20 protein-coding genes and 2 pseudogenes are annotated in these 23,758 nt (G+C 71.2%); 8 read left to right on the top strand and 14 right to left on the bottom strand.

Translation table 11 applies throughout. The annotated features are described in order from the left end of the window. Nucleotides 1-41 precede the first annotated feature (41 nt). On the bottom strand, nt 42-1,490 hold the full coding sequence (gene hflX / locus ABT008_RS05575; RefSeq protein ID WP_350693874.1) for a GTPase HflX: 1,449 nt from the start codon (nt 1,488-1,490) through the stop codon (nt 42-44). 174 nt (nt 1,491-1,664) lie between these two features. Here hflX and ABT008_RS05570 point away from each other — a divergent pair, with 174 nt between their 5' ends. After that, nucleotides 1,665-3,137, top strand: coding sequence for an NAD-dependent malic enzyme (locus ABT008_RS05570; protein ID WP_350693872.1), 1,473 nt, complete (start codon nt 1,665-1,667; stop codon nt 3,135-3,137). A gap of 212 nt (nt 3,138-3,349) precedes the next feature. Here ABT008_RS05570 and dapF read toward each other — a convergent pair whose 3' ends face one another. From dapF to ABT008_RS05555, 3 genes are read right to left on the bottom strand one after another with little or no spacing between them, the layout of a single operon-like run. After that, nucleotides 3,350-4,183 carry a diaminopimelate epimerase gene (dapF, locus tag ABT008_RS05565; protein WP_350693870.1) on the bottom strand — a complete coding sequence of 278 codons (834 nt, stop codon included), beginning with the start codon at nt 4,181-4,183 and terminating at the stop codon, nt 3,350-3,352. 8 nt (nt 4,184-4,191) lie between these two features. Then, on the bottom strand, nt 4,192-5,109 hold the full coding sequence (miaA, locus tag ABT008_RS05560) for a tRNA (adenosine(37)-N6)-dimethylallyltransferase MiaA (RefSeq protein ID WP_350693869.1): 918 nt from the start codon (nt 5,107-5,109) through the stop codon (nt 4,192-4,194). Further along, nucleotides 5,106-5,873: a class III extradiol ring-cleavage dioxygenase family protein gene (locus ABT008_RS05555; RefSeq protein ID WP_350693868.1), complete on the bottom strand. Its 768-nt coding sequence runs from the start codon at nt 5,871-5,873 to the stop codon at nt 5,106-5,108. The genes miaA and ABT008_RS05555 overlap by 4 nt, the downstream gene beginning before the upstream one ends. Before the next feature lie 273 nt (nt 5,874-6,146). Between ABT008_RS05555 and ABT008_RS05550 the strand changes: the two genes are divergently transcribed. Next, on the top strand, nt 6,147-7,355 hold the full coding sequence (locus ABT008_RS05550) for a DUF349 domain-containing protein (RefSeq protein WP_350693867.1): 1,209 nt from the start codon (nt 6,147-6,149) through the stop codon (nt 7,353-7,355). A 419-nt stretch (nt 7,356-7,774) separates the two neighbouring features. Then, nucleotides 7,775-9,208, top strand: a complete 1,434-nt coding sequence (locus ABT008_RS05545) for a pectate lyase family protein (RefSeq protein ID WP_350693866.1) — start codon at nt 7,775-7,777, stop codon at nt 9,206-9,208. A gap of 46 nt (nt 9,209-9,254) precedes the next feature. On the opposite strand, the gene miaB is transcribed toward ABT008_RS05545, so the two are convergent. Next, the gene (gene miaB, locus ABT008_RS05540) at nt 9,255-10,760 is read right to left on the bottom strand and encodes a tRNA (N6-isopentenyl adenosine(37)-C2)-methylthiotransferase MiaB (RefSeq protein ID WP_350693864.1); all 1,506 of its coding nucleotides are present in this window, start codon (nt 10,758-10,760) and stop codon (nt 9,255-9,257) included. A gap of 3 nt (nt 10,761-10,763) precedes the next feature. Between miaB and ABT008_RS05535 the strand changes: the two genes are divergently transcribed. Beyond that, nucleotides 10,764-11,030, top strand: coding sequence for a DUF2277 family protein (locus tag ABT008_RS05535; RefSeq protein WP_350693862.1), 267 nt, complete (start codon nt 10,764-10,766; stop codon nt 11,028-11,030). Between the two features lie 169 nt (nt 11,031-11,199). On the opposite strand, the gene ABT008_RS05530 is transcribed toward ABT008_RS05535, so the two are convergent. Further along, nucleotides 11,200-11,679: a hypothetical protein gene (locus ABT008_RS05530; protein ID WP_350693861.1), complete on the bottom strand. Its 480-nt coding sequence runs from the start codon at nt 11,677-11,679 to the stop codon at nt 11,200-11,202. A 377-nt stretch (nt 11,680-12,056) separates the two neighbouring features. Then, a complete protein-coding gene (gene selD / locus ABT008_RS05525; protein WP_350693859.1) occupies nt 12,057-13,046 on the bottom strand; it encodes a selenide, water dikinase SelD in 990 nt (329 codons plus the stop codon). 170 nt (nt 13,047-13,216) lie between these two features. On the opposite strand from selD, the gene ABT008_RS05520 reads away from it, so the two are divergent. The 4 genes from ABT008_RS05520 (at nt 13,217) to ABT008_RS05505 (ending at nt 16,647) form a co-directional block, all read left to right on the top strand. Then, nucleotides 13,217-13,984: an amino acid ABC transporter ATP-binding protein gene (locus ABT008_RS05520; RefSeq protein ID WP_502890347.1), complete on the top strand. Its 768-nt coding sequence runs from the start codon at nt 13,217-13,219 to the stop codon at nt 13,982-13,984. 64 nt (nt 13,985-14,048) lie between these two features. Then, nucleotides 14,049-14,927, top strand: coding sequence for a glutamate ABC transporter substrate-binding protein (locus tag ABT008_RS05515; RefSeq protein ID WP_350693856.1), 879 nt, complete (start codon nt 14,049-14,051; stop codon nt 14,925-14,927). A gap of 23 nt (nt 14,928-14,950) precedes the next feature. Further along, nucleotides 14,951-15,658: an amino acid ABC transporter permease gene (locus tag ABT008_RS05510; RefSeq protein ID WP_350693854.1), complete on the top strand. Its 708-nt coding sequence runs from the start codon at nt 14,951-14,953 to the stop codon at nt 15,656-15,658. After that, nucleotides 15,655-16,647, top strand: a complete 993-nt coding sequence (locus ABT008_RS05505; RefSeq protein WP_350693853.1) for an amino acid ABC transporter permease — start codon at nt 15,655-15,657, stop codon at nt 16,645-16,647. The genes ABT008_RS05510 and ABT008_RS05505 overlap by 4 nt, the downstream gene beginning before the upstream one ends. Before the next feature lie 70 nt (nt 16,648-16,717). Here the strand turns inward: ABT008_RS05505 and rny are convergent, their stop codons facing one another. The 7 genes and pseudogenes from rny to ABT008_RS05470 form a co-directional block, all read right to left on the bottom strand. After that, a complete protein-coding gene (gene rny / locus ABT008_RS05500) occupies nt 16,718-18,484 on the bottom strand; it encodes a ribonuclease Y (protein ID WP_350693851.1) in 1,767 nt (588 codons plus the stop codon). Nucleotides 18,485-19,076: 592 nt separating this feature from the next. Continuing rightward, nucleotides 19,077-19,826, bottom strand: coding sequence for a regulatory protein RecX (locus ABT008_RS05495; RefSeq protein ID WP_350693849.1), 750 nt, complete (start codon nt 19,824-19,826; stop codon nt 19,077-19,079). Between the two features lie 13 nt (nt 19,827-19,839). After that, the gene (locus ABT008_RS05490; protein WP_350694093.1) at nt 19,840-20,340 is read right to left on the bottom strand and encodes a hypothetical protein; all 501 of its coding nucleotides are present in this window, start codon (nt 20,338-20,340) and stop codon (nt 19,840-19,842) included. A 171-nt stretch (nt 20,341-20,511) separates the two neighbouring features. Further along, nucleotides 20,512-21,087, bottom strand: a pseudogene (locus tag ABT008_RS05485) (LAGLIDADG endonuclease); the annotation flags it as partial. Nucleotides 21,088-21,126: 39 nt separating this feature from the next. Beyond that, nucleotides 21,127-21,978, bottom strand: a pseudogene (recA, locus tag ABT008_RS05480) (recombinase RecA); the annotation flags it as partial. Nucleotides 21,979-22,163: 185 nt separating this feature from the next. Further along, nucleotides 22,164-22,364: a DUF3046 domain-containing protein gene (locus ABT008_RS05475; RefSeq protein WP_131053787.1), complete on the bottom strand. Its 201-nt coding sequence runs from the start codon at nt 22,362-22,364 to the stop codon at nt 22,164-22,166. Between the two features lie 5 nt (nt 22,365-22,369). After that, a complete protein-coding gene (locus ABT008_RS05470; protein ID WP_350693847.1) occupies nt 22,370-23,755 on the bottom strand; it encodes an MFS transporter in 1,386 nt (461 codons plus the stop codon). Between the last annotated feature and the right edge of the window lie 3 nt (nt 23,756-23,758).

The following is a 23,758-nucleotide window of genomic DNA, read 5'->3' as shown; positions in this document are numbered from 1 at the left end:
TCGCACGCCCCACGTTTCCTTCGGGTGACGCGCCTGGGCGGTCACCGCGCGGCACGAACCGCCTGCGTCGCGTCGACGTACGTGGACAGTTCGGCGGCGAGCGCCTCGTTCACGCGTACGTGCAGCATGGTGCCCTCGGCCAGGTGCGCGGTGCTGAGCACCTCGCCCTGTCGGTGCAGACGGGCCACCAGGTCACCCCGCTCGTACGGCAGCACCACCCGCAACTCCACCGCCGGGCGTGGCAGCCGCTGCTCGATCGCCATCCGCAGCTCGTCGATGCCACGACCGCGGTGCGCGGAGACGAAGATCGCCTCCGGCCAGAGCCGCTTGAGGTGCAGCAGGGTCTCCTCGTCGGCGGCGTCGGTCTTGTTGACCACCAACAGCTCGGGCAGCCGGTCGGCACCGACCTCGCCGAGCACCTCGCGGACGGCCCGGACCTGCTCCTGCGGGTCGGGGTGGGCACCGTCGACCACGTGCACCACCAGGTCGGCCTCGGCCACCTCCTCCAGGGTCGAGCGGAACGCCTCGACGATCTGGTGCGGCAGGTGCCGGACGAACCCGACCGTGTCCGACAGCGTGTAGACCCGCCCGTCGGCGGTGGTGGAGCGGCGGGTGGTCGGGTCGAGCGTGGCGAAGAGCGCGTCCTCGACCAGTACGCCGGCACCGGTGAGCCGGTTGAGCAGGCTCGACTTGCCGGCGTTGGTGTAGCCGGCGATGGCCACCGCCGGCACCGCGTTACGGGAACGGCGGGCGCGCTTGGTCTCGCGTACCGTCCGCATGGCCTTGATCTCGCGGCGGAGCCGCGCGATGCGGTGGCGGATGCGCCGCCGGTCGGTCTCCAGCTTGGTCTCACCGGGACCACGCACACCCACGCCGCCACCGGCGCCGCCGCCACGGCCGGAACCACCGGTCTGCCGGGACAGCGTCTCGCCCCAACCGCGCAGGCGGGGCAGGAGGTATTCGAGCTGGGCCAGCTCGACCTGAGCCCGGCCCTCCTTGCTCTTGGCGTGCTGGGCGAAGATGTCGAGGATCAGCGCCGTCCGGTCGACCACCTTGACCTTGGTGCGCTGCTCCAGGTTGCGGAGCTGGGACGGGGACAACTCACCGTCGCAGATGACCGTGTCGGCACCGGCGGAGAGCACCACCGAGCCCAGGTCGTCGACCTTGCCCCGCCCGATGTAGGTGGCCGGGTCCGGCCGGGTACGCCGCTGGATCAGCCCTTCGAGCACCTGCGAACCGGCGGTCTCGGCCAGCGCGGCCAGCTCGGTCAGGGAGTTCTCCGCGTCGGTCTGGCTGCCCTCGGTCCAGACGCCGACCAGGACCACCCGCTCCAGCCGGAGCTGGCGGTATTCGACCTCGGTGACGTCGGTCAGCTCGGTGGAGAGGCCGGGGACCCGTCGCAGTGCCTGCCGTTCGGAGAGCTCGTAATCACCGGTGGTGGCGTCGAGCTCGTCGTCGGGAAATGGAACGTGGGTCTCCTGGTCGCGCAAGCGTCTCTCCTGTCCGTTCTGTGCATGTACCGAGCAATCCTGACATGTGTCAACGCGCGGTGCACCTGCTATATGCCCACCGTCGGAACGGACAAAAGCGGGGGCGGCTGCCAGCCTCCCAACCAGGGCGAGTAGAAATGGGCGAGCCGTTCAGCGCCGACGGAGGGGATCCGCGTGCCCACCACCCGACTGCCCAGTGCCGGATTCTCGATCACGATCCGGATCGCCGTACCCGCCGATGCGTCCTCGATCGGCCGGTTGACCACCTCCGTGGGCGAGGCCGGGGCCATCGTCACCGCGCTGGACGTGGTCGACTCCGACCCGACCCACGTGATCGTCGACCTCACCTGCGACACCGCCGACGCCGGGCATGCCGACCAGGTCGTGGACGCGCTCACCGCGCTGGACGGCGTGGACGTGCGCAAGGTCTCCGACCGGACGTTCCTGCTGCACCTCGGCGGCAAGATCGAGGTCAGCTCGAAGGTGGCGCTGCGGACCCGGGACGAGCTGTCCCGGGCGTACACCCCGGGGGTGGCGCGGGTCTGCCAGGCGATCGCGGAGAACCCCGCCGACGCCCGACGACTGACCATCAAGCGCAACACGGTCGCCGTGGTCAGCGACGGCTCGGCCGTGCTCGGGCTGGGCAACCTCGGCCCGGCCGCCTCCCTGCCGGTGATGGAGGGCAAGGCGGCGCTGTTCAAGCGGTTCGGCGGGGTCGACGCCTGGCCGGTGGTGCTGGACACCCAGGACACCGACGAGATCGTCGCCATCGTGAAGGCGATCGCGCCCGCGTACGGCGGGATCAACCTGGAGGACATCGCCGCGCCGCGCTGCTTCGAGATCGAGGCGCGGCTGCGCGAGGCGCTGGACATCCCGGTCTTCCACGACGACCAGCACGGCACCGCGATCTGCGTACTCGCCGCGTTGACCAACGCACTGCGCGTCGTGGGCAAGCAGCTCGCCGACGTGCGGGTGGTGGTCTCCGGAGCCGGCGCGGCCGGCACCGCGATCATGAAGCTGCTGCTACGCCAGGGCGTCGGCGACATCATCGCGTACGACCGGCAGGGCGCCCTGCACCGCGGCCAGACCGGCCTCAACTCGGCCTGGCAGTGGCTGGCCGAGAACACCAACCGGGACGGCTACTCGGGCGACCTGGCCGGCGCGCTGAACGGCGCGGACGTCTTCATCGGGGTGAGCGCACCGAACCTGCTCACCGGCGACGACGTCGCCACCATGGCCAAGGACTCGATCGTCTTCGCGCTGGCCAACCCGGACCCGGAGGTCGACCCCCGGGAGGCGCGCAAGCACGCCGCCGTGGTCGCCACCGGCCGCTCCGACCAGCCGAACCAGATCAACAACGTGCTCGCCTTCCCGGGCGTGTTCCGCGGCATGCTCGACGCGCACGCCGAGGAGTTCACCGAGGAGATGGCGCTGGCCGCCGCCCGGGCCATCGCCGACGTGGTCGGCGAGGAGAAGATCAACCCCACGGTCATCGTGCCCAGCGTCTTCGACTCCCGGGTGGCCCCGGCGGTGGCCGCCGCCGTCCGCGCCGCCGCCCAGAACCCCGCCGTCACCCCGCCGCCCGCCGCCGACCCGGGCCCGGCCGACCTCCCCGAGATCGCCGCCAACGCCTCCGCCACCCCCTGAGGCCCGTCACGCTGACACCCCGGCTCCGGCCGCGCCCGGCATACCGTCGGGTTGCCCCGGAGGCCGCCTGGTTCGCCGATCATGGAGTTGTGGCGCAGACAAAGCCCACCAAGTAGGGCACAACGCCAACCACAACTCCATGATCGACGTGGTGAGTGGGTGCGGCGTGAGTGGGTGCGGGGTGGGCGGGGTGGCGGAGGTGCCGGGGGTGGTCAGGCGAGGGTGAGGGTGCCGGTGGCTACCAGGACGGCGGGGCCGGAGAGCCAGCAGGAGTCCTCGTCGACGGTCACCGTGAGGCGGCCGCCGGGCACGTCGACCGCGACCGTGCCGGTCTGCCGGCCGGCCTCGTGCAGGGCGACGGCGGCGACCGCGCACGCGCCGGTGCCGCAGGAGAGGGTCTCGGCCGAGCCGCGCTCGTAGACCCGCATCAGCACGTGCGGGTCACCGCCGTCGACGGCGTCAGCGGCGGCGGTGAACTCGACGTTCACCCCGTGCGGGAAGAGGTCCTCGTCGACGTGGGGCGCCCGGGTCAGGTCCAGGCCGGCGAGGTCCAGGCCGGCGGGCAGCGGGCAGACCAGGTGCGGGTTGCCGACGTCCACCGCCGTGCCGGGCAGGGCCAAACCGCCCAGGGCGGCCGTCGAGGCCGCGTACAACCGGGGACGCCGCATCTGGACGGCGACGGTGTCGCCGTCGACCCGGGCGCGCACGATGCCGGCGCGGGTGGCCACCGGCAGGTCGCCGTCGCCGGGGACAGCCAGCCCGGTCTCCAGGAGGTACCGGACGAAGACCCGGGTGCCGTTGCCGCACATCTCGGCGAAGGACCCGTCGGAGTTCCAGTAGTCCATGAACCACTCGGCCTCGCCGGCCAGGGCGACGCCGTCGGGGTGCTTGGCGGCGCGGACCACGCGTAGCACGCCGTCCCCGCCGAGGCCGCGTCGCCGGTCGCAGATCGTCGCCACCAGGTCGGGCGTCAGATCGAGCGCGCCGTCCGGGTCGGGCAGGATCACGAAGTCGTTGGCGGTGCCGTGTCCCTTGGTGAACTCCACGCCTTCCATCATGGCGCAGCGGAGCGGGCCGCTCCGAGGGCGGCCTCGATCAGGCCCGGATCGGCCGAGTCGAGCCAGCGTACCCGGGGGTCGCGGCGGAACCAGGACCGTTGGCGGCGGACGAAGCGTCGGGTGGCCCGAATCGTCTCGTCGTGCGCCTCGGCCTCGGTCAACTCACCGGCGAGGAAGCGCAGTACCTGTTGGTAACCGAGCGCCCGGCTGGCCGTACGCCCCTGAGCCAGGCCGTGGCCGACCAGTTCGCGGGTCTCGGTGACCAGGCCGTCGGCCCACATCCGGTCCACCCGCAGGGCGATGCGCTCGTCCAGCAGGGCGGTGTCCAGGTCGACGCCGAGCTGGACGGCCGGATAGAAAGGCGTCGGTTCCGGCAGGGCGGCGGTGAAGGGTCGGCCGGTCAGCTCGATCACCTCCAGCGCCCGGACGATCCGCCGGCCGTTGCCGGGCAGGATGCCGGCCGCCGCCGCCGGGTCGGCCGCGCGCAGCCGCGCGTACAGCGGCGCCGGGCCGACGGCGGCCAGCTCACCCTCCAGGCGTTCCCGCAGCGCCGGGTCGGTGCCGGGGAACTCGAACCGCTCCAGCACCGCCCGCACGTACAGCCCGGAGCCGCCGACCAGCAGCGGCACCCGGCCCCGGGCCGAGATGTCGTCGATCGCCGCGCGGGCCAGCCGCTGGTACTCCGCGACGCTGGCCGGCTCGGTCACCGCCCAGAGGTCCAGCAGGTGGTGCGGCACGCCCTCGCGTTCGGCGACGGTGAGCTTGGCGGTGCCGATGTCCAGACCCCGGTAGAGCTGCATCGAGTCGGCGTTGACCACCTCGCCGCCGAGCGCGTGCGCCAGCGCGATGCTCAGTGCCGACTTGCCCGCCGCGGTCGGCCCGACCACCGCGACGACCGGGCCCGGGGCACTCATGCCCGCTCCCAGTTGGCCACGAGGTAGGCCACGCCGTAGGGAGCGCTGTGGTGGCGCAGCTCGCCGCGCCAGTCGCCGCCGCTCGCCCGCGCCGCACCGGCGAGCACCTGCCAGGGTGCCCGCCCGACGGCCTTGAGCTGCGAGGACAGGGCGGGGTCCAGGCCGAGCAGCGCGTCGGCGTCCGCGTCGGCGAGGGCCTGGGCGACCGTCTCGTCGTACGCCTCGGCGCGCGGGTCGGCGTAGCCGGGTGCCTTCTCGCCCCGGCAGGCCGACCCGTCGCCCATCACCAGCAGCGCCCACGGTCGGCCGGACACGAGGCGGGCACCCAGGTCGGCGCACGTCTCGACCGGCGCGTCGGCGGCCACGGTCGACATGCGCCACGTCGCCTCGCCGGTCGCGGGCGACGGGTGACGGTGCAGCGCGTCGCCGGTCGCGGACAGCGGGTGACGGTTCAGCAGCCAGGCACCGACGAGCAGGCCGAGCGGTAGTCGGTCGGTGCCGGGCCGGTCACCGGGGAGGTCGCCGAGGCGTACCTCCAGCGGCAGGCCCCAAGGCGCGAGGCTGCCCCGGAACGGGGGGTCGAGGTCGGCGGTGTGATCGCCGGCACCGACCACCAGCACGTCGCGCGCGCCGGAGTCGAGCAGCCGGGCGACGGCGGCGTCGCAGGCGGCGCGCAGGTCGTCCAGTTCGGGCGCGGCGGCACCGGCCACCTCGGGGATCAGCAGCGGTGGGTGGGGGCAGACGGCGGCGGCGACCAGTGGCACCCGGCAACCGTATCGGGCGGCTGGGCCGGGACCGTCGCGTACCGGCCGCCCATGCCCTGCCGGCGGGCCCCTCGGTCGTACGCCGTTCGGCGAAAAGCGGCACGCCGGTTCGGACGGTGACGGTAGGTGGCTAGGACACCGTATGGTCACGGTCGGCGATAGGCGCTCGACGCGGACCGGGGCGGACCTGTGACAATGCCCGGAGAACTTTGACTGCGCCGTGGCGGGCCCGGGAGGCTGCTCCCTGGGCACCGGGAGATCGAGGATGGGCACATGAGCGACTGGACTGCCTTCGGACGGGTGGACGCGGACGGCACCGTCTATGTCAAGACCGCCGAGGGCGAGCGGGTGGTCGGATCCTGGCAGGCAGGGGCACCGGAGGAGGGGTTGGCGCACTTCGCGCGCCGCTTCGCCGACCTGGTGACCGAGGTGGATCTGACCGAGGCGCGGCTCAACTCCGGCGCGGCGGATGCCAACCATTCGCTGAGCACCATCCGGCGCATCCGCGGGTCGCTGGCCGAGGCGCACGTGGTCGGCGACATCGACGCCCTCGCCGCGCGGCTCGACAAGCTCGCCACGGTGGCCGAGGAGAAGGCCGGCGAGGCGCGGGCCGCCAAGGAGGCCGCCCGCACCGAGGCGCTGGCGCGCAAGACCACGCTGGTCGAGGAGGCGGAGAAGCTGGCCGCCGAGTCGACGGGTTGGAAGACCGCCGGCGACCGGCTCAAGGAGATCCTCGACGAGTGGAAGACCATCCGGGGAGTCGACAAGAAGACCGACGGTGAGCTGTGGAAGCGGTTCGCCGCCGCCCGGGACGGTTTCACCCGCCGCCGGGGCGCCCACTTCGCCTCCCTGGACTCGCAGCGCAAGCAGGCGCAGACGGTCAAGGAGGAGCTGGTCGCCGAGGCCGAGAAGATCTCGGACTCGACCGACTGGGCGTCCACGGCCAACCAGCTCAAGGAGCTGATGAACCAGTGGAAGGCCGCGCCGCGCGCCTCCAAGGAGGCCGAGCAGCGGCTGTGGGAGAGGTTCCGGGCCGCGCAGGACGCCTTCTTCACCCGGCGCAGTGAGGTCTTCTCGGCCCGCGACAGCGAGCAGCGCGCCAACCTGGAGCGCAAGCAGGCGCTGCTCGGCGAGGCCGAGGCGCTCGACGTCGAGGGCGACCCGAAGGGCGCGCAGGCCAAGCTGCGGGACATCCAGGCGCAGTGGCACGAGGCCGGCCGCGTTCCCCGGGAGGCGGCGGCCGGGCTGGAGCGCCGGCTGCGGGCGGTCGACGAGAAGGTCCGCGAGGTGATGGACTCGGCCTGGCGCCGGACCACCCGCGAGGACAACCCACTGCTGGCCCAGATGCGGTCCCAGGTGGCCGAGGCCGAGGAGCGGCTGGCCCGCGCCCAGGCGGCCGGCGACGCCCGACGGATCAAGGAGGCCGAGCAGGCGCTCGCCTCCAAGCGGCAGTTCCTCCAGTTGGCCGAACAGGCCGGCTGAGCGCAGCTCGGACAACCCCGGTTCCCGATGTGGGAGCCGGGGTTTTTCCGTCGCCGAACCTCCTGGTCAGGGCGATGTGAACGTACGACATTTACAGGCAATCGAATCTATGGTTATCTGTGGAAAGCGTTTGCCCTCCGGGGCCAGACACGCCGAGCCACTCCGACCCATTTCGTCCGACGGCAGGCCGCACTCCGCGAACACCACGGCACCGCTGCCACTGGGCAGGGCAGTCACCGGCGCCGGGGCGTACCCCCTGCCGACCGGATGACGCATCGAGGCCGACGCCACGGGACGCACCACCGGCACCCGATCGTGGCGGGCCGCATCGCGGACGCGTCCGGGCAGCGACAGTCGATCCGCGAACACCACGCGTCGTCCGGCCCGTTCCGCGTACCCGAGGATGAGGAGAAATCTCCGTGCTTGCATTCGTCACGCGTCGCCTGACCCGGCGACTCGCGGCGCTGGCCGCCACGGCGGTCGCGCTGCCCACGGCGCTCGTCGCGGTGACGGCCGCCCCGGCCACGGCGGCGACCGTCGACACCAGCGCGTACTACGTGTTCGTGAACCGCAACAGCGGCAAGGCGATGGACCTGTGGAACTGGTCCACCGCCGACGGCGGCGAGATCCGGCAGTTCACCCGCGCCGACGGCAACAACCAGCAGTTCCAGTTCGTCGACGTGGGCAGCGGCTACTACCAGCTCCGCAACCGGCACTCCGGCAAGGTCGTGAGCATCCCCAACTCCAACGACGGCGTGCAGGTCACCCAGGTCACCGCCAGCAGCGACACCAAGCAGCACTTCCGGCTCGTCGACTCCGCCAACGGCGACGTCCGGTTCATCAGCCGGCACAGCAACAAGGCCCTCGAAGTGTGGCAGTGGTCCACCGCCGACGGTGGAATCGTCTCGCAGTACGCCGACATCGACGGCGCCAACCAGCGCTGGCAGTTGGTCCGGCTCGGTGGTGGCACCACTCCCCCGCCGAACCCCGGCCCGCAGACCGGACTGGTCGGCTGGGCCACCCAGAACGGCGGCACCACCGGCGGCGGCAGCGCCGGCACCACCACGGTCACCACCGCCTCGGCGCTGACCAGCGCGCTCAACTCCAGCAGCGCGGCGGTGATCCGGGTCTCCGGCACCATCAACTGCTCCGGGATGCTGCGGGTCCGGTCCAACAAGACCATTCTCGGCAACGCGGGCGCGACGATCGTCGGGTGCGGCCTCACCATCAACGGTGACCGCAACGTCATCATCCGGAACCTGACGTTCCGCAACTGGGGCGACGACGCGATCAACATCGAGCAGTCGGCCACCAACATCTGGGTCGACCACAACACCTTCAGCGCCGGGTACGACGGCGCGGTCGACATCAAGCGCGGCTCCGACTTCATCACCGTGTCGTGGAACCGGGTGTTCAGCCACGACAAGACCATGCTGCTCGGGCACAGCGACGACAACGCCAGCCAGGACGTCGGCAAGCTGCGGGTGTCGTACCACCACAACTGGTTCGACGGCAGCAACCAGCGCAACCCCCGGGTCCGCTTCGGCAACCCGGTGCACGTCTACAACAACTTCTACAGCAACGTGCGCGGCTACGGCGTGGCGTCCACGATGAACGCCGGTGTGCTGGTCGAGGGCAACTACTTCGAGAACACCCCCGACCCGTTCCACCGGGGTGAGGGCGACTCCGGCCCCGGCTCACTGGTGGCCCGCAACAACCACTTCGTCAACTCGGGCAGCGGACAGAGTGGCGGCAGCGTGGCCGGCATCCCGTACGCGTACACCCTGGACACGCCGAGCAACGTCAAGTCGATCGTGACGGGCGGCGCGGGCGCCGGACGGATCTCGGTCTGACCGCGCGGGTCGGTCGGGGCGCGGCACGCCGGGCCCCGACCGGCTCTCAGGGTGCGACGGCGCAGCCGCTCGTCGGCGCGGGCACCGCGGCCGGCGCGCCCACCGACGGCAGCCCGAGCAACACCCCGGGGGTACGCGGCGAGCGACCCGCCTCGGCCGCGTCACCGGCCCGGGTACGCCGGTGCGACAGCGGCTCCCCGTCGGCGTTGAGGTGGTGCGGGGCGGCGTAGGTGATCGCGGTGTGCACGATGTCACCCGGCCGGATCGCACCCGCCTCGACCGAACCGGTCGCGAAGTGCACCAGCCGGCCGTCGCGGGCCCGGCCGGACATCCGGCCGGTGCGCTCGTCCTTGCGGCCCTCGCCGACGGCGACAAGCACCTCGACGGTCTCGCCGACCAGCCGCTTGTTCTCCGCCCAGGTGATCTCCTCCACGCAGGCGATCAACCGCTCGTACCGCTCCTGCACGACCTGCTTGGGCAGTTGGCCGTCCATGGTCGCGGCGGGCGTGCCGGGGCGCTTGGAGTACTGGAACGTGAAGGCGGAGGAGAACCGAGCCTCGCGGACCACGTCCAGCGTGCGCGCGAAGTCCGCCTCGGTCTCGCCGGGGAACCCGACGATGATGTCCGTGGTGATCGCCGCGTCCGGCATGGCGGCGCGGACCTTCTCGATGATGCCCAGGTACTTCTCCGACCGGTACGACCGGCGCATCGCCCGCAGCACCTCGTCGGAGCCGGACTGCAACGGCATGTGCAGCGAGTGGCAGACGTTCGGCGTCTCGGCCATCGCGGCGATCACGTCGTCGGTGAAGTCCTTCGGGTGCGGGCTGGTGAACCGGACCCGCTCCAGCCCGTCGATCTCCCCGCAGGCACGCAGCAGCTTGCCGAAGGCGTACCGGTCGCCGAACTCCACGCCGTATGAGTTGACGTTCTGCCCGAGCAGCGTCACCTCCAGCACGCCCTCGTCGACGAGCGCGCGTACCTCGCTGAGGATGTCGCCGGGGCGGCGGTCCTTCTCCCGGCCCCGCAGCGACGGCACGATGCAGAAGGTGCAGGTGTTGTTGCACCCCACCGAGATCGACACCCACCCGGCGTACGTCGACTCGCGACGGGTCGGCAGCGTCGACGGGAACACGTCGAGGGCTTCGAGGATCTCCACCTCGGCGGCCGTGTTGTGCCGGGCCCGTTCCAGCAGCACCGGCAGCGAGCCGATGTTGTGGGTGCCGAAGACCACGTCGACCCAGGGCGCCTTGCGGACGATGTCGCCGCGGTCCTTCTGGGCCAGGCAGCCACCGACCGCGATCTGCATCCCCGGGTGCCGGTCCTTGACCGGCCGCAGGTGCCCCAGGTTGCCGTACAGTCGGTTGTCGGCGTTCTCGCGGACCGCGCAGGTGTTGAACACCACCACGTCCGGGTTGTCGTCGGCCTCGCCCGCACGGACGTAGCCCGCCTGTTCGAGCAGGCCGGAAATGCGCTCGGAGTCGTGCACGTTCATCTGGCAGCCGTAGGTGCGCACCTGGTAGGTGCGCGGGCCGCCCGCCGCTGCGGTAGTCATGACGTGCAAAGCGTAGCCGGACCCGTGGAACGGTCGGAACGAGGAGGAGCCGTGTGCCGGAGCATCAAGACTTTGCGTGAGCCGTACACCCCACAGGTCACCGACGCGGACGTGGAGGCCGCGGCGTTGCAGTACGTCCGGAAGATCTCCGGATTCCGGGCGCCGGCGGCGCACAACGCCGCCGCGTTCGACGCCGCGGTGGCCGCGGTCGCCGCCGCCACCCGCACGCTGCTCGACGAACTCGTGGTCCGCGGCGCCCGCCCGAACTGACGCCGCACATCGCTGCCGGCAGCTGGCAGTGCAAGGAAGGGCACCTTATTAACGCCTGCGGTAGAGGAAGGGTCCCCTGTTAACGGCAACCCTCGCGCTGACGGCTCGTGCCGTTAAGAGGGGGCCCGTGCTATGCACGAGGCGTTAACAGGGGGCCCTTCCTTACACCTCAGGCGGCGGCGAGGGCGGGGTTCACCGAGTCCGGGGTCCATCGCGAGCCCCGGCACCGGGACCAGCCCCGGCAGCGCGAGTCGGCCTCGGTGCAGAGGCGACGCTCGCTGAGCACCTCACCGTCGTCGGTCTCCCGCACGTCGAAGTGCACCGGCCGGATGCTGCCGTCGGGAGCGACCAGCAGGTGCCGGGTCTCGTCGAGCGTGTCGTCGCGCAGCAGGCAGTTGCGGTCGAGCAGCCGGGCCAGCGCCGCGACGCTGGGCAACTCGGGCAACCCGTCGGGTACGCCGTAGCAGTCCACGATCGTGGCGAACTCCCCCGGTGCCTGCCACACGTCGCAGATCACCGCGTACGTTGGCAACCGGGCCGGATCGGCCACGGCCAGGGGCATGACCACCCGACCGAGCGCCTCGGCCAGTGCCGGGTAGACCTCCGCCGGTCGTACCTGGTCGATTCTCCAGTTCCACAGCTCGGTCATGCCGCCTCCTCGCTGTGCTCGTTCCACCGGCCTCCGGATCGGGCCTTACTGACGATGGTGGGGGGCATTTGCCCCAAGCCGGGGGCAAGTTACCGGTCTGTGACCATTCTGGGCAAAATTTCCCGTCGCCGGATCGCTGCGGGTAGCGGGAAGGTGACAGTTTATCGGGTATGGTCCGCGCTCCCAGGCAGCGGCTCGCCGGGCCGGCGCAGCGCCAACCGATGCTCCGGTCGGGTCGACGCGGCGCTTCACCCGGGCGAAGGCCGACGCAGGGCACCCCTCGGCGCAGGACGATCCGGCGCTCGGCCCGAGGCCCGGCGCAGCGCACCCGGTGCTCGGCGCGGATCAGCGCAGGGATCCGGGCCTCGGCCCCACAGTCAGCGCAGGACGATCCGGTGCTCGCTGCGGGGCCGCAATTCGCCGATCACCGGGGCGCCCGGCACCTCGCCGGCCACCAGCAGACCGCCCGAGGTCTGTGCGTCGGCCAGCAGCAGTCGCTCGGCCTCACTGACGGCGCCGAAGTCGGTCCACGGGGTCACCCATTCGAGGTTGCGGCGGGAGCCGCCGCTGACGTACCCGTCGCGCACCGCCTCGGCGGCGCCGGCCAGATAGGGCACCTGGGCGGTGTCGATCACCACGGTGAGTTCGCTGGCCCGGGCCAGTTTCGACGCGTGGCCGAGCAGACCGAATCCGGTCACGTCGGTGCCGCAGCGCACCCCGGCAGCCACCGCCGCCCGGGCCGCGTCCCGGTTGAGTGTGGTCATCGCGGTGACCGCCTCGGGGAAGCTCTCCCCGGTGTTCTTGTGCCGGGTGTTGAGCACGCCGACGCCGAGCGGTTTGGTCAGCGAGAGTGGCAGCCCGGCCCGCCCACCGTCGAGGGTGATCAGCTCCTCCGGCCGGACCAGACCGGTGACGGCCAGCCCGTACTTGGGGCCGTCGTCGTCCACGCTGTGCCCGCCGGCCAGGTGACAGCCGGCCTCCCGGGCCACGTCCCGGCCGCCGCGCAGCACCTCGCGGGCCAATTCCAGCGGCAGTACGTCCCGGGGCCAGCAGAGCAGGTTGAGCGCCACCAACGGGGTGCCGCCCATCGCGTACACGTCGGAGAGCGCGTTGGCGGCGGCGATCCGACCCCAGTCGTACGCGTCGTCCACCACCGGGGTGAAGAAGTCGGCGGTGGTCACCACGCCGGTCCGCTCGTCCAGCCGGACCACTGCCGCGTCGTCACCGTGATCGAGCCCGACCAGCAGGTCGGCCGCGCCGGCGGCGGGACCGAGCCCGGCCACCATCGCCTCCAGCTCGCCCGGTGGGATCTTGCACGCGCATCCGCCGCCCCGGGCGTACCTCGTCAGCCGCACCCGTTCAGTCATCAGCCCATGATCTCCGTCACTGGGCGTGAGCACCACCGCTGACCGGCAATTTCGGACTTCAGGTCAGGATCCGGGTCGGTGTTACCGCTCCGTGACCAACTGAGTTGTCTACCGACATGTCGCCCCGCCTACAGTGGCCGCTAACCGAGGGTCATCCGGCCCTCAAAGCAATGAGGGGGACGGTGGACGACGTGACGACGGGCGAACCGCTCATCGTGCTGGACTCGGTCAACAAGTGGTTCGGGCCGTTGCATGTACTGGACGACGTCTCGGTGTCGGTGAACCGCGGCGAGGTGGTCGTGGTGATCGGCCCGTCCGGCTCCGGCAAGTCGACCCTGTGTCGCACGATCAACCGACTTGAACCGATCAACTCCGGCACCATCACGTTCGACGGCCAGACGCTGCCGGCCGAGGGCAAGGCCCTGGCGAAGCTGCGCAGCGAGGTCGGGATGGTGTTCCAGTCCTTCAACCTCTTCGCGCACAAGACGATCCTCGAGAACGTCACCCTCGGCCCGATCAAGGTGCGCAAGGAGAAGCCGGCGGTGGCCCGCGAGCGGGGCCTGGCCCTGCTCGACCGGGTGGGCATCGCGAACCAGGCCGACAAGTACCCGGCCCAGCTCTCCGGCGGTCAGCAGCAGCGCGTCGCGATCGCCCGCGCGCTGGCCATGCAGCCCAAGGCGATGCTCTTCGACGAGCCCACCAGCGCACTCGACCCGGAGATGGTCGGCGAGGTGCTGGACGTGATGACCTCGCTGGCCCGTGACGGCATGACCATGGTCGTGGTCACCCACGAGATGGGCTTCGCGCGGCACGCCGCCAACCGGGTCATCTTCATGGCCGACGGCAAGCTCGTCGAGGAGTCCACCCCGAACGAGTTCTTCGCCAGCCCGAAGACCGATCGGGCCAAGGACTTCCTCTCCAAGATTCTCACTCACTAGTCCGACCGAATAAGAGCACGTCGTCCCCCCGGCGGCGGAGCTTTGTCGAAGAAGGAGATGAAAAATGCGTATTAAGCGCATAGCGGCGTTTGCCGCGGCAGCCACCCTCGCCCTCGGCATGACCGCCTGTGGCGGGGACGACGCCGACGACGCCGCCACCGGCGAGACCAAGGACTTCGCCGCCGGCAGCACGATGGAGCGCCTCAACAAGGCCCAGTCCATCAAGATCGGCACCAAGTTCGACCAGCCGCTGTTCGGCCTCAAGGGCCTCGACGGCGACCCGCAGGGCTTCGACGTCGAGATCGGCAAGGTCATCGCCGCCGAGCTGGGCATCCCGGAGAGCAAGATCGAGTGGGTCGAGACCCCGTCCGCGGTCCGCGAGCAGCGGATCGAGGAGTCGGCGGTCGACCTGGTGATCGCGACCTACACGATCAACGACACCCGCAAGGAGCGGATCGACTTCGCCGGGCCGTACTACATCGCCGGCCAGACGATCCTGGTCCGGGCCGACGAGAGCGAGATCACCGGCCCCGACTCGTTCAAGACCACCACCAAGAAGGTCTGCTCGGTGCAGGGTTCGACCCCGGCCAAGAACATCGAGCCGTACCTGAGCAACGTCGCCGAGCAGCTCGTCGTCTTCGACGTGTACACCAAGTGCCTCGACGCCCTCAAGGGCGGCCAGGTGGACGCGATCACCACGGACAACGTGATCCTGACCGGCTACATGTCGCAGAACGAGGGCCAGTTCAAGCTCGCCGGTGAGACCTTCACCGAGGAGCCGTACGGCATCGGCCTCAAGAAGGGCGACAACGACTTCCGCACCTTCCTGAACGACACCCTCGAGGCGTCCTTCACCGACGGCCGTTACCTGGAGGCCTGGAAGAACACCGCGGGCAAGGTCGACTCGGCCGACCCGAAGATCCCGACCGTCAACCGCTACTGATCCCTTAGCTGAAGGGTGATTTCGTGAACGTCCTCGTCGACAACTTCGACGTCTTTCGCAGTGGATTCTTTGTCACTCTTCAGCTCTGCATCCTTTCGGCCACGGGGGCGTTGATCCTCGGCGTCCTCGTGGCCGTCATGCGGATCTCGCCGGTGCCTCCACTGCGGTGGCTCGGCGGAACGTATGTCACGGTGCTGCGCAACTGTCCACTCACGATCGTCATGTTCTTCGCCGCGTTCGGCCTCCCGGCACTCGGGTCCAACGCCGACTTCCTCCGGATCCCGGGGCTGGACTCGATCTTCCAGCGCCTCGGGACCGACCTCCCGTACTTCCGGTTCGCGTTCATCGCGCTGAGCGTCTACACGGCCGCCTTCGTGGCCGAGGCGGTCCGCAGCGGTGTCAACGGTGTGTCGAGCGGCCAGGCCGAGGCGGCTCGGGCCATCGGACTGACCTTCACGCAGAACCTGCGCTTCGTCGTCCTGCCCCAGGCATGGAAAGGAGCGATCGTGCCGCTCGGCAGCGTGCTGATCGCCATGATCAAGAATTCGGCGCTGGCCGGCTTCTTCGGCGTTGCCGGAGACCTCTCCGCCAGCGGCCAGGCGCTCACGAGCGTGGGCGGCCTGCCGATCATCCCCGTCTTCATCGGCATCAGCCTGGGCTACCTGATCCTCACGGTCCCCCTCGGCCTGATGCTGGACCGGATCGAGCGCCGGCAGGCGGTGGCCCGATGAGCAACCAGACGATGTCCGTCCTCTACGACGCTCCGGGCCCGCGCGCCCGCCGGATCACGATCATCTCCAGCGTGCTCGCCGCCGTCGCGGCCGTCGCCGGTGCCTACTTCCTCGTCTACCGGCCGCTCGACGAGCGCGAGCAGTTCGCGATGGAGAAGTGGGGACCGCTGATCGACCCGAGCAACGAGGTCTTCGGCCAGGTGTGGACCCAGCTCGGCCAGGGCTTCCGGGCGACCCTGATCGCCGCCGCGCTCGCCATCGTCAGCTCGCTGGTCTTCGGCACCCTGCTCGCCATCCTGCGGGTGCAGCTCAAGGCGCTGATGCGCCGCCGCTTCACCACCCTGGCGCCGCCGGTGGCCCTGGCCGTCCGCGGGCTGAGCTGGGTGCTCAACGGCGTGACCAAGTTCTTCGTCGAGGTGTTCCGGGGACTGCCGGTCGTCATCACGATCTTCTTCTGCGCCAGCGGCCTGCCGGTGCTCGGCGTGGACCTGGGCAGCATCCTGTGGTACCTGGTGATCGGCCTGACCATCTACAACGGTGTGGTCATCGGTGAGATCCTCCGCTCCGGCATGGAGGGCCTGCCCGGCGGCCAGCGCGAGGCGGCCGACGCGATCGGTCTGACCTCGTTCCAGGCGACCCGGATGATCCTGCTGCCGCAGGCGTTCCGGATCATGCTCCCGGCGCTGATCAGCCAGCTCGTCGTGGTCTTCAAGGACACCTCGCTGGGCTTCATCATCAGCTACGAGGAGGTGCTCCGGAAGAGCAGCTTCATCATCCAGGTGCTGGACAACCCGATCCAGGTGTACTTCGTCGTCGGCGTCATCTACATCGCCGTCAACTACCTGCTGTCGAAGCTCGCCGAGTACGCCCAGCGGCGTCTCGCCCAGGGCCGTCGGACGGCCAAGAAGCCGGAGCCGACGCAGGCCGCCCCCATGACGGGATCGGCCACCCCTCAGGAGACCGAGGCGGTGGCGGGCACCACCACCTGACCTCGATCAGGAGCACCACACGAACCGGATGGCCGGTCGGAGGCGAGAAGCCACCGACCGGCCATCGGCGTCAGCGGGCGATCTCGGTGACCCGGGACTCGCGTACCACCGTCACCCGGATCTGCCCCGGGTAGGTCAACTCCTCCTCGACCTGCTTGGCCACGTCGCGGGCCAGCACCGCCGCGCCGATGTCGTCGACGTCGTCGGGCTTGACCATCACCCGGATCTCGCGGCCCGCCTGCATCGCGAAGACCTTCTCCACACCGTGCTTGCCGGCCGCGATCTCCTCGATCCGCTCCAGCCGCTTCACGTACGCCTCCAGGCTCTCCCGCCGGGCCCCCGGCCGTCCCCCGGAACAGGCGTCGGAGGCCTGGGTGAGCACCGCCTCGACGGTCTGCGGCGGCACCTCGTTGTGGTGCGCCTCGATGGCGTGCACCACGTCCTCGCTCTCGCCGTACTTGCGGGCCACGTCGGCGCCGATGATGGCGTGGCTGCCCTCCACCTCGTGGGTGAGCGCCTTGCCGATGTCGTGCAGGAACGCCGACCGCTTGATCAGCGGCACGTCCAGACGCAGCTCGGCGGCCATCACCCCGGCGATGTGCGCGGTCTCCACCAGGTGCTTGAGCACGTTCTGCCCGTACGAGGTGCGGTAGCGCAGCCGTCCGAGCAGCGTGACCAGCTCGTCGTGGATCTCGGTGATCCCGACCTCGACCAGGGCGTCCTCGGCGGCCCGCCGGCAGAGCTGGTCCACCTCCTGACGGGCCAGGTCGTGCACCTCCTCGATCCGGTGCGGATGGATCCGGCCGTCGAGCACCAGCTTCTCCAGCGTCAGCCGGCCCACCTCCCGGCGTACCGGGTCGAAGCAGGACAGCAGCACCGCCTCGGGGGTGTCGTCGATGATCAGGTTGACGCCGGTGACCGACTCGAAAGCCCGGATGTTGCGGCCCTCCCGACCGATGATCCGACCCTTCATCTCGTCGCCCGGCAGGTGCAGCACGCTGACCACGCTCTCCGCAGTCTGTTCGCTGGCCACCCGCTGGATCGCGTCGACCACGATGTGCCGGGCCCGCTGCTCGGCCGTGGAGCGGGCGTCGGACTCGATGTCCCGCACCAGCAGCGCGGCCTCCCGCTTGGCCTGGGTCTCGATCGCCTCGATCAGCTCGGTCCGGGCCGCGTCGGCGGTCAGTCCGGCCACCCGCTCCAACTCCCGCCGCCGCTGGTTCTCCGCCTCGACCAGCTCCGCCTCTCGGGCGCCCAGAGCCGCCTCCCGGGTCGCCAACGCCGCACTCGCGGCGGTGAGCTGGCGCTCCCGCTCGGCGAGCCGTTCCACCTCCTCGGTGTGCAGCCGCTCCCGCTCGTCCATCCGGGTGGCCCGCCGCTCGACCTCGGCGGCCTGCTCCCGGGTGGTCGCGGCGAGCACCGCCACCTCCCGCTCACCGCTGCGCCGGGCCGCCGTGCGCAACTGTTCGGCGTCCGCCTCGGCCTGCTTGTGCGCCCGCTCCAGCACGGCGTCCGCCTCGGCCCGGGCGTCGTCGAGCACCCGTCGGGCCTCGGCCCGGGCCGACTTCGCCTCCGCCTTGGCCCCCGCCGCCTCGGCGCGCGCCGCCGACGCCGCCGACTTGGCCACGTCGATGGTGCTGTTCACCTCGTCGGCGGCGGTCCGCAACGCCGCCAGCGACTGCTCCCGACGGTCCTTCTCCGCGATGTACGCGGGATCCTCCGGCGCCGGACGTGACTGCATGCCGCGCAGCACCCGCAGCCCGAGGAAGGCCGCGCCGAGCACCACCACGGTCAGCAGCAGGACGGCGACCAGGAGCACCACGTCCAGGCCCCTCATCCGGCGGTCCCCCAGGCTGCGTCACCGGTCGCCGCGATGCGGCGCCTCGGCTGCTCTCCTGACGACCCCGAACTCTGCTCACCGTCGTCGGTGGCCCCCGCACCCGCCTCGGCGCGTGCGCCCGTTCCCCCGCTCATGCCGGCCACCCGATGGACCCGTACCGCCTCGACATGGCGCGCCTCCCCTGAACGTCGCGCCGCAGCAGCATGCCGGTGGGCACGCTCCTACGGCTCTGGACGCCCGACCGGAGCGCCTGGCCGTGGGATGGCTTCCTCCGCCGACGGTCGCTGGGACCGCCGGCGGGCCGGGTGCAGTTGTCCCGTCGACCCGGACCGGCCTGTCCGCAGTCGACGTATGCAGCCGGCGAAACCGGCCAAAGTGATGCTGTTCTGTTACGAGATCTATGTTGTGCGCTTAGCCTGCGCCGGTCGGGCAATGTGAGCCTTTATGGCGAGGCTAGGACTCCAACGCCCTCCGGTCAAGAAGTCATGATCAAACCACCCGGACGGAGAGAAGTTGCACAGTCACCCTGAGCCACGGAAGAGTCGGACTTCGACGGACAAACGCCGCCGATGACCGGCCGAACCTGCGGTCAGTCGCCCGGACCGCCCGCCGCGTCCCCCTCGGCGTCGATCAGGGCGTCCGCGTCGAGCCGCTCGGCGAACTCGGCCGCCTCGGCACTCTGCGCCGCCAGGGCGTCCTTCACCGCCCGGATCGCCACACCCGGTGGATAGCCCTTGCGGGCCAACATGCCGACCAGCCGCCGGAACACCGCGTCCGGCTCGCCCCGGGCGGTGCGCAGCTTCCGCTCGACCAGGGCCCGCGCGGTCTCCGCCTCGGTGGTCTCGTCCAACTCACCGAGCGCCTCGCTGGCGGTGTCGCCGTCCACGCCGCGTCGGCGCAGCTCGTTGGCGAGCGCCCGGCGGGCCAGCCCACGGCCGGCGTGCCGGCTGCTCACCCAGGCCCGGGCGAACGCGGCGTCGTCGATGATGCCGACCTCGTCGTACCGGTCGAGGACCCGGACGGCGGTCTCCTCGGAGATGCCCCGTCGGGCGAGCGCGGTGGCCAGCTCGGCACGGGTGCGCGGGCGCACCGCGAGCTGCCGCAGGCAGATCTCCCGAGCCACCTCGGACTCGTCTCGGGGTGGAGTCGTTCCTCGGCCACCCGCCGTTCCGTCGTCCGACGGCGTGCCGGAGCCCGTCTCGTCGTCGAGCGGACCGGCGGTAGGGCCGGACTCGTCACCGGCGGCGCGGCGACCCCGGCGTGGACGTGGAGTGCCGTCGGCCGTACGAGGCGGACTGGCATCCCAGCCTCGCCCCGTACGCGCGCGTCGTCCTGCCATGAGTCAGATCAGATCAGAAGTCGACCGGCGGCAGCTCCGGGCCACCGGCGGCATCGCCCGCGCCGGCCCCGACGCCGAGCTTCTCCAGGATCTTCTTCTCGATCTCGGCGGCCACGTCCGGGTTCTCCCGGAGGAACTCGCGGGCCTTCTCCTTGCCCTGGCCGAGCTGGTCACCGTCGTACGTGTACCAGGCGCCGGACTTACGGATGATCGCCTGCTCGACGCCGACGTCGATCAGCGAGCCCTCGCGGGAGATGCCCTTGCCGTACATGATGTCGAACTCGGCCTGCTTGAACGGCGCGGCCACCTTGTTCTTCACGACCTTGACCCGGGTGCGGTTACCGACCACGTCGGTGCCGTCCTTGAGGCTCTCGATGCGGCGCACGTCGAGCCGGACCGAGGCGTAGAACTTCAGCGCCCGACCACCCGTCGTCGTCTCGGGACTGTTGTGCACCATGACCCCGTCGACGAAGTAGTTGTGGTTGCCCTCCACCTCGATGTCGAACCGGTTCATGGAGCGGGTCTTCGGCTTGACCCGCACGTCGATGACCCGCGCGGGGACCGGCGTGAGCTCCTCCGGAACGAACTGCGGCTCGACGGCGTACCGGCCACGGAATCGCGGCAGCAGCTTCGACTCCATCGCCACCGGCACGTACGAAGCGACCAGTTCCTGGAACCTCGCCGACGACTCGGTGGTGAAGATGATCGACGCCGTCTGCCGCGCCCCACGGGAGACCAGCTTCACGTCCATGCCGTACGCGTCACGCAGGTGCTCGACCAGCCGATCGCGGCTGCCCTCCGCCATCGCCTCGACGCAGATCTCGATCCGGCCGGAACCGCCGGCCGTGCGCTCCTGCACGCCCTTGGACCGGACCGTGAAGCAGCCGTCGTCCATGTACCACACCGCGAGGGCGAGCGGGGTCAGCGCCTTGAGGTAGTCCCAGCTCAGGTGCTTCTTGCCGTCACCCAGGTAGACGGCCTGCCGCAGCTCGTCCAGCTCCGGCAGGGGAGTGAAGTCGACGAAAGCCGCGCCTCGGGAGTCGGTGTGCCGGGAGTGCCCGATGTTGCCGAGCAGCGAGACCTTCCAGTCGAGGTAGTCGACCTGCTGCGCGCCGTGACCAAGGCGAAAACGGACACCGGAGCGGTCCCGGCGGTTCGGCGAGAGGGCACCGTCGCCCATCAGCGAACCGAGCACCACCTGCCACTGCTGCTCACTGAGGCGCCGCGCCTCGGCCAGCATCACCCGGTCACCGGCGATCACCTCGCCCGCCTCGCGCCAGCCACCGGGGGTGCGGATCAGGTGGTTGGCGGTGGCGGCGAACTGCGCCCGCCCGTTGCCGCCGGACTTGGCGACGGTGAACTGGAGGAACTGCTCGGCCGGACCGTTGTTGAACCAGTTGACGATCCGCTTCGGCTCGACCCGGTCGGTCTCGGGGTCGTAGGAGAGGACCTCGACGTCCATCCGCTGGTTGACGATCTTGCCGATCTTCTCCTGGGTGCCGTCGGCCAGGGTGACCCGGGTCGAGTACGACATGCACCCGAACATGACGCCGATCTTCTCGCGGAGCTGGTTGATGAAGATCGCGGTGGTGCCGGTGTTGTTGAGCACACCGGTGATCTTCCGCAGCGCCTGGCTCATCAGCCGGGCCTGCAGACCCACGTGGCTGTCGCCCATCTCGCCCTCGATCTCGGCGCGCGGCACCAGCGCGGCGACCGAGTCGATCACGATGATGTCGATGGCGCCGGAGCGGACCAGCATGTCCGCGATCTCCAGCGCCTGCTCGCCGGTATCCGGCTGGGAGACCAGCAGGGCGTCGGTGTCGACGCCGAGGGCCTTGGCGTACTCCGGGTCGAGCGCGTGCTCGGCGTCGATGAACGCGGCGATGCCGCCGGCCCGCTGGGCGTTGGCCACCGCGTGCAGGGCGACCGTGGTCTTTCCGCTGCTCTCCGGGCCGTAGATCTCGACGACCCGGCCCCGGGGCAGGCCGCCGACACCGAGCGCGACGTCGAGGGCGATGGAGCTGGTGGGGATCACCGCGGTCTGGATGACCGGCCGCTCCCCCAGCCGCATCACCGAGCCCTTGCCGAACTGTTTATCGATCTGAGCGAGAGCAAGGTCGAGTGCCTTCTCCCGGTCCGGCCCTGCCGCCATCGTTGCCACCCCTGCCTTCGCCGGCGTCTTTCCTGAGCTTCGCGTCACGCGGGACACGCTAGGCGCTGGGTCCGACAGAAAACCAGCCGACGGGCCGTGATCTGTGGACGAGCACCCCGCTGTGGACAATAGCCGAACAGGTGTACGAGTCGGCAAGGGACACGCGGAAGTAACGAATCGGCTGCTCAGCGTAGCCGGGCGGGCACCCGGTCGGGATAGGCGGCGACCACCGCACGCCACACCACGTGCGTCTGCGCCCCGGCCGCGAGCGCCTGCTCGATGGTCCGTCCATCGAGCTGCGCCAGCACCTGGTCGCGGGCGATGCTGGCCGCGTACCCGGGGCCGAACGCCTCCTCCAGCCGCGTCCAGAAGTCGGTCAGCCGCACGTCGATCAGTCCTCCTCGTCCGGTGCGCCCACCGGCACCGGACGCAACGCTAGCGCCAGCAAGGGGGCCACCGCGACCGCCGCCAGCAGGGTCAGCACGGGATATCCCGACACCTGCACGACAAACCCGCTGACCGCGCCGGCCAGCGCACCGGCCAACCCCATGAGCAGGTCGGACAGGCCCTGGGCGCTGGGGCGTACCGCGTCCGGCACGGACTCCGACAGCAGCGTGGAACCGGCCACCATGGTCGCCGACCAGCCGAGCCCGAGCAGCACCAGCCCGACGACCAGCCTGGGGGTGTCATGCCCGGCGGTGCCGGCGACCGCGCAGGCGGCCAGCAGCGTGCCGACCCCGCCGAGGATCACCACGCGGCGGCCGAGCCGGTCGGCGAGCCAGCCGACCACCGGCGCGAGCGCGTACATGCCGGCGATGTGCAGGCTCAGCACCAGCCCCACCACCGGCAGCACCTCGTCCACCGGGTGGAACTCGCGCAGGTGCACCGGGGTCATCGCCATCACGGCCACCATCACCAGGTGACCGACGGCCACGGCGGCCACGCCGAGTCGGGCGGCCGGGCGGGCGCGTACCACCGACCAGGCGGCGCGCATCCCCGCGCCGCGCCGGGCCGACGGCGCCGGCACGGGCACGGGCTCGGCCGCCACCGGGTCGCCGGGCGGCGGCGCGGGGGTGGACCGCGCACCGGCCGCCTCGGGACCGACCTCGCCGGGACCGTCGGGGACGGCCGCCGCGAGACGGCGCGCGGTCAGCAGCGGGTCGGGCCGCAACCGCACCAGGAGTACGCCGGCGGCGAGCACGAACGCGGCGGCGCTGAACGCGAACGGGCCGGACAGCGCCGGCAGCCCCCAGCCACCGGTGACGCGGTCGGCCAACGCGGCGAAGTTCGGGGCGGCCACCGCGCCGACGGTGGTGGCCCAGACGACCAGGGACAGGTGCCGGGCGCGGCGGGCCGGCGCGGCCAGGTCGACGGCGGCGTAACGGGCCTGGAGGTTGGCCGCGGACCCACCACCGAACAGCAACATGCCGAGGAAGAGCAGCGGGATCCACCGGGTCGCCGCGGCCACCACGATCAGCGTCCCGCCCAGCGCCCCGACGCCGTACGCGACGGCCAGGCCCGGCCGACGGCCGTGCCCGGTGATGATCCGGGTGATCGGTACGGCCAGCAGCGCACCGCCGACCACGGCGGCGCTCTGCGCCAGACCGGCCGCGGCGGTGCCGGCGATCTCGGCGACGAGCAGCGCCCCGACGGCGAAGCCGATGGTCACCCCGATCCCGCCGAGCACCTGGGTGCTGCAGAGCAGGCGCAGGGTGCGCCGCTGGAGCGACGCGACGTCGACGGGTGCCGTCGTCGGTGTGCTCAGGTCGGTGGCCAACGA

This window comes from Micromonospora sp. NPDC002389, from assembly GCF_040296095.1.
Classification (GTDB): domain Bacteria; phylum Actinomycetota; class Actinomycetes; order Mycobacteriales; family Micromonosporaceae; genus Micromonospora.
The sequence above is the reverse complement of the archived record's forward strand: the minus strand, read 5'-3'. Positions and strand labels throughout refer to the sequence as shown.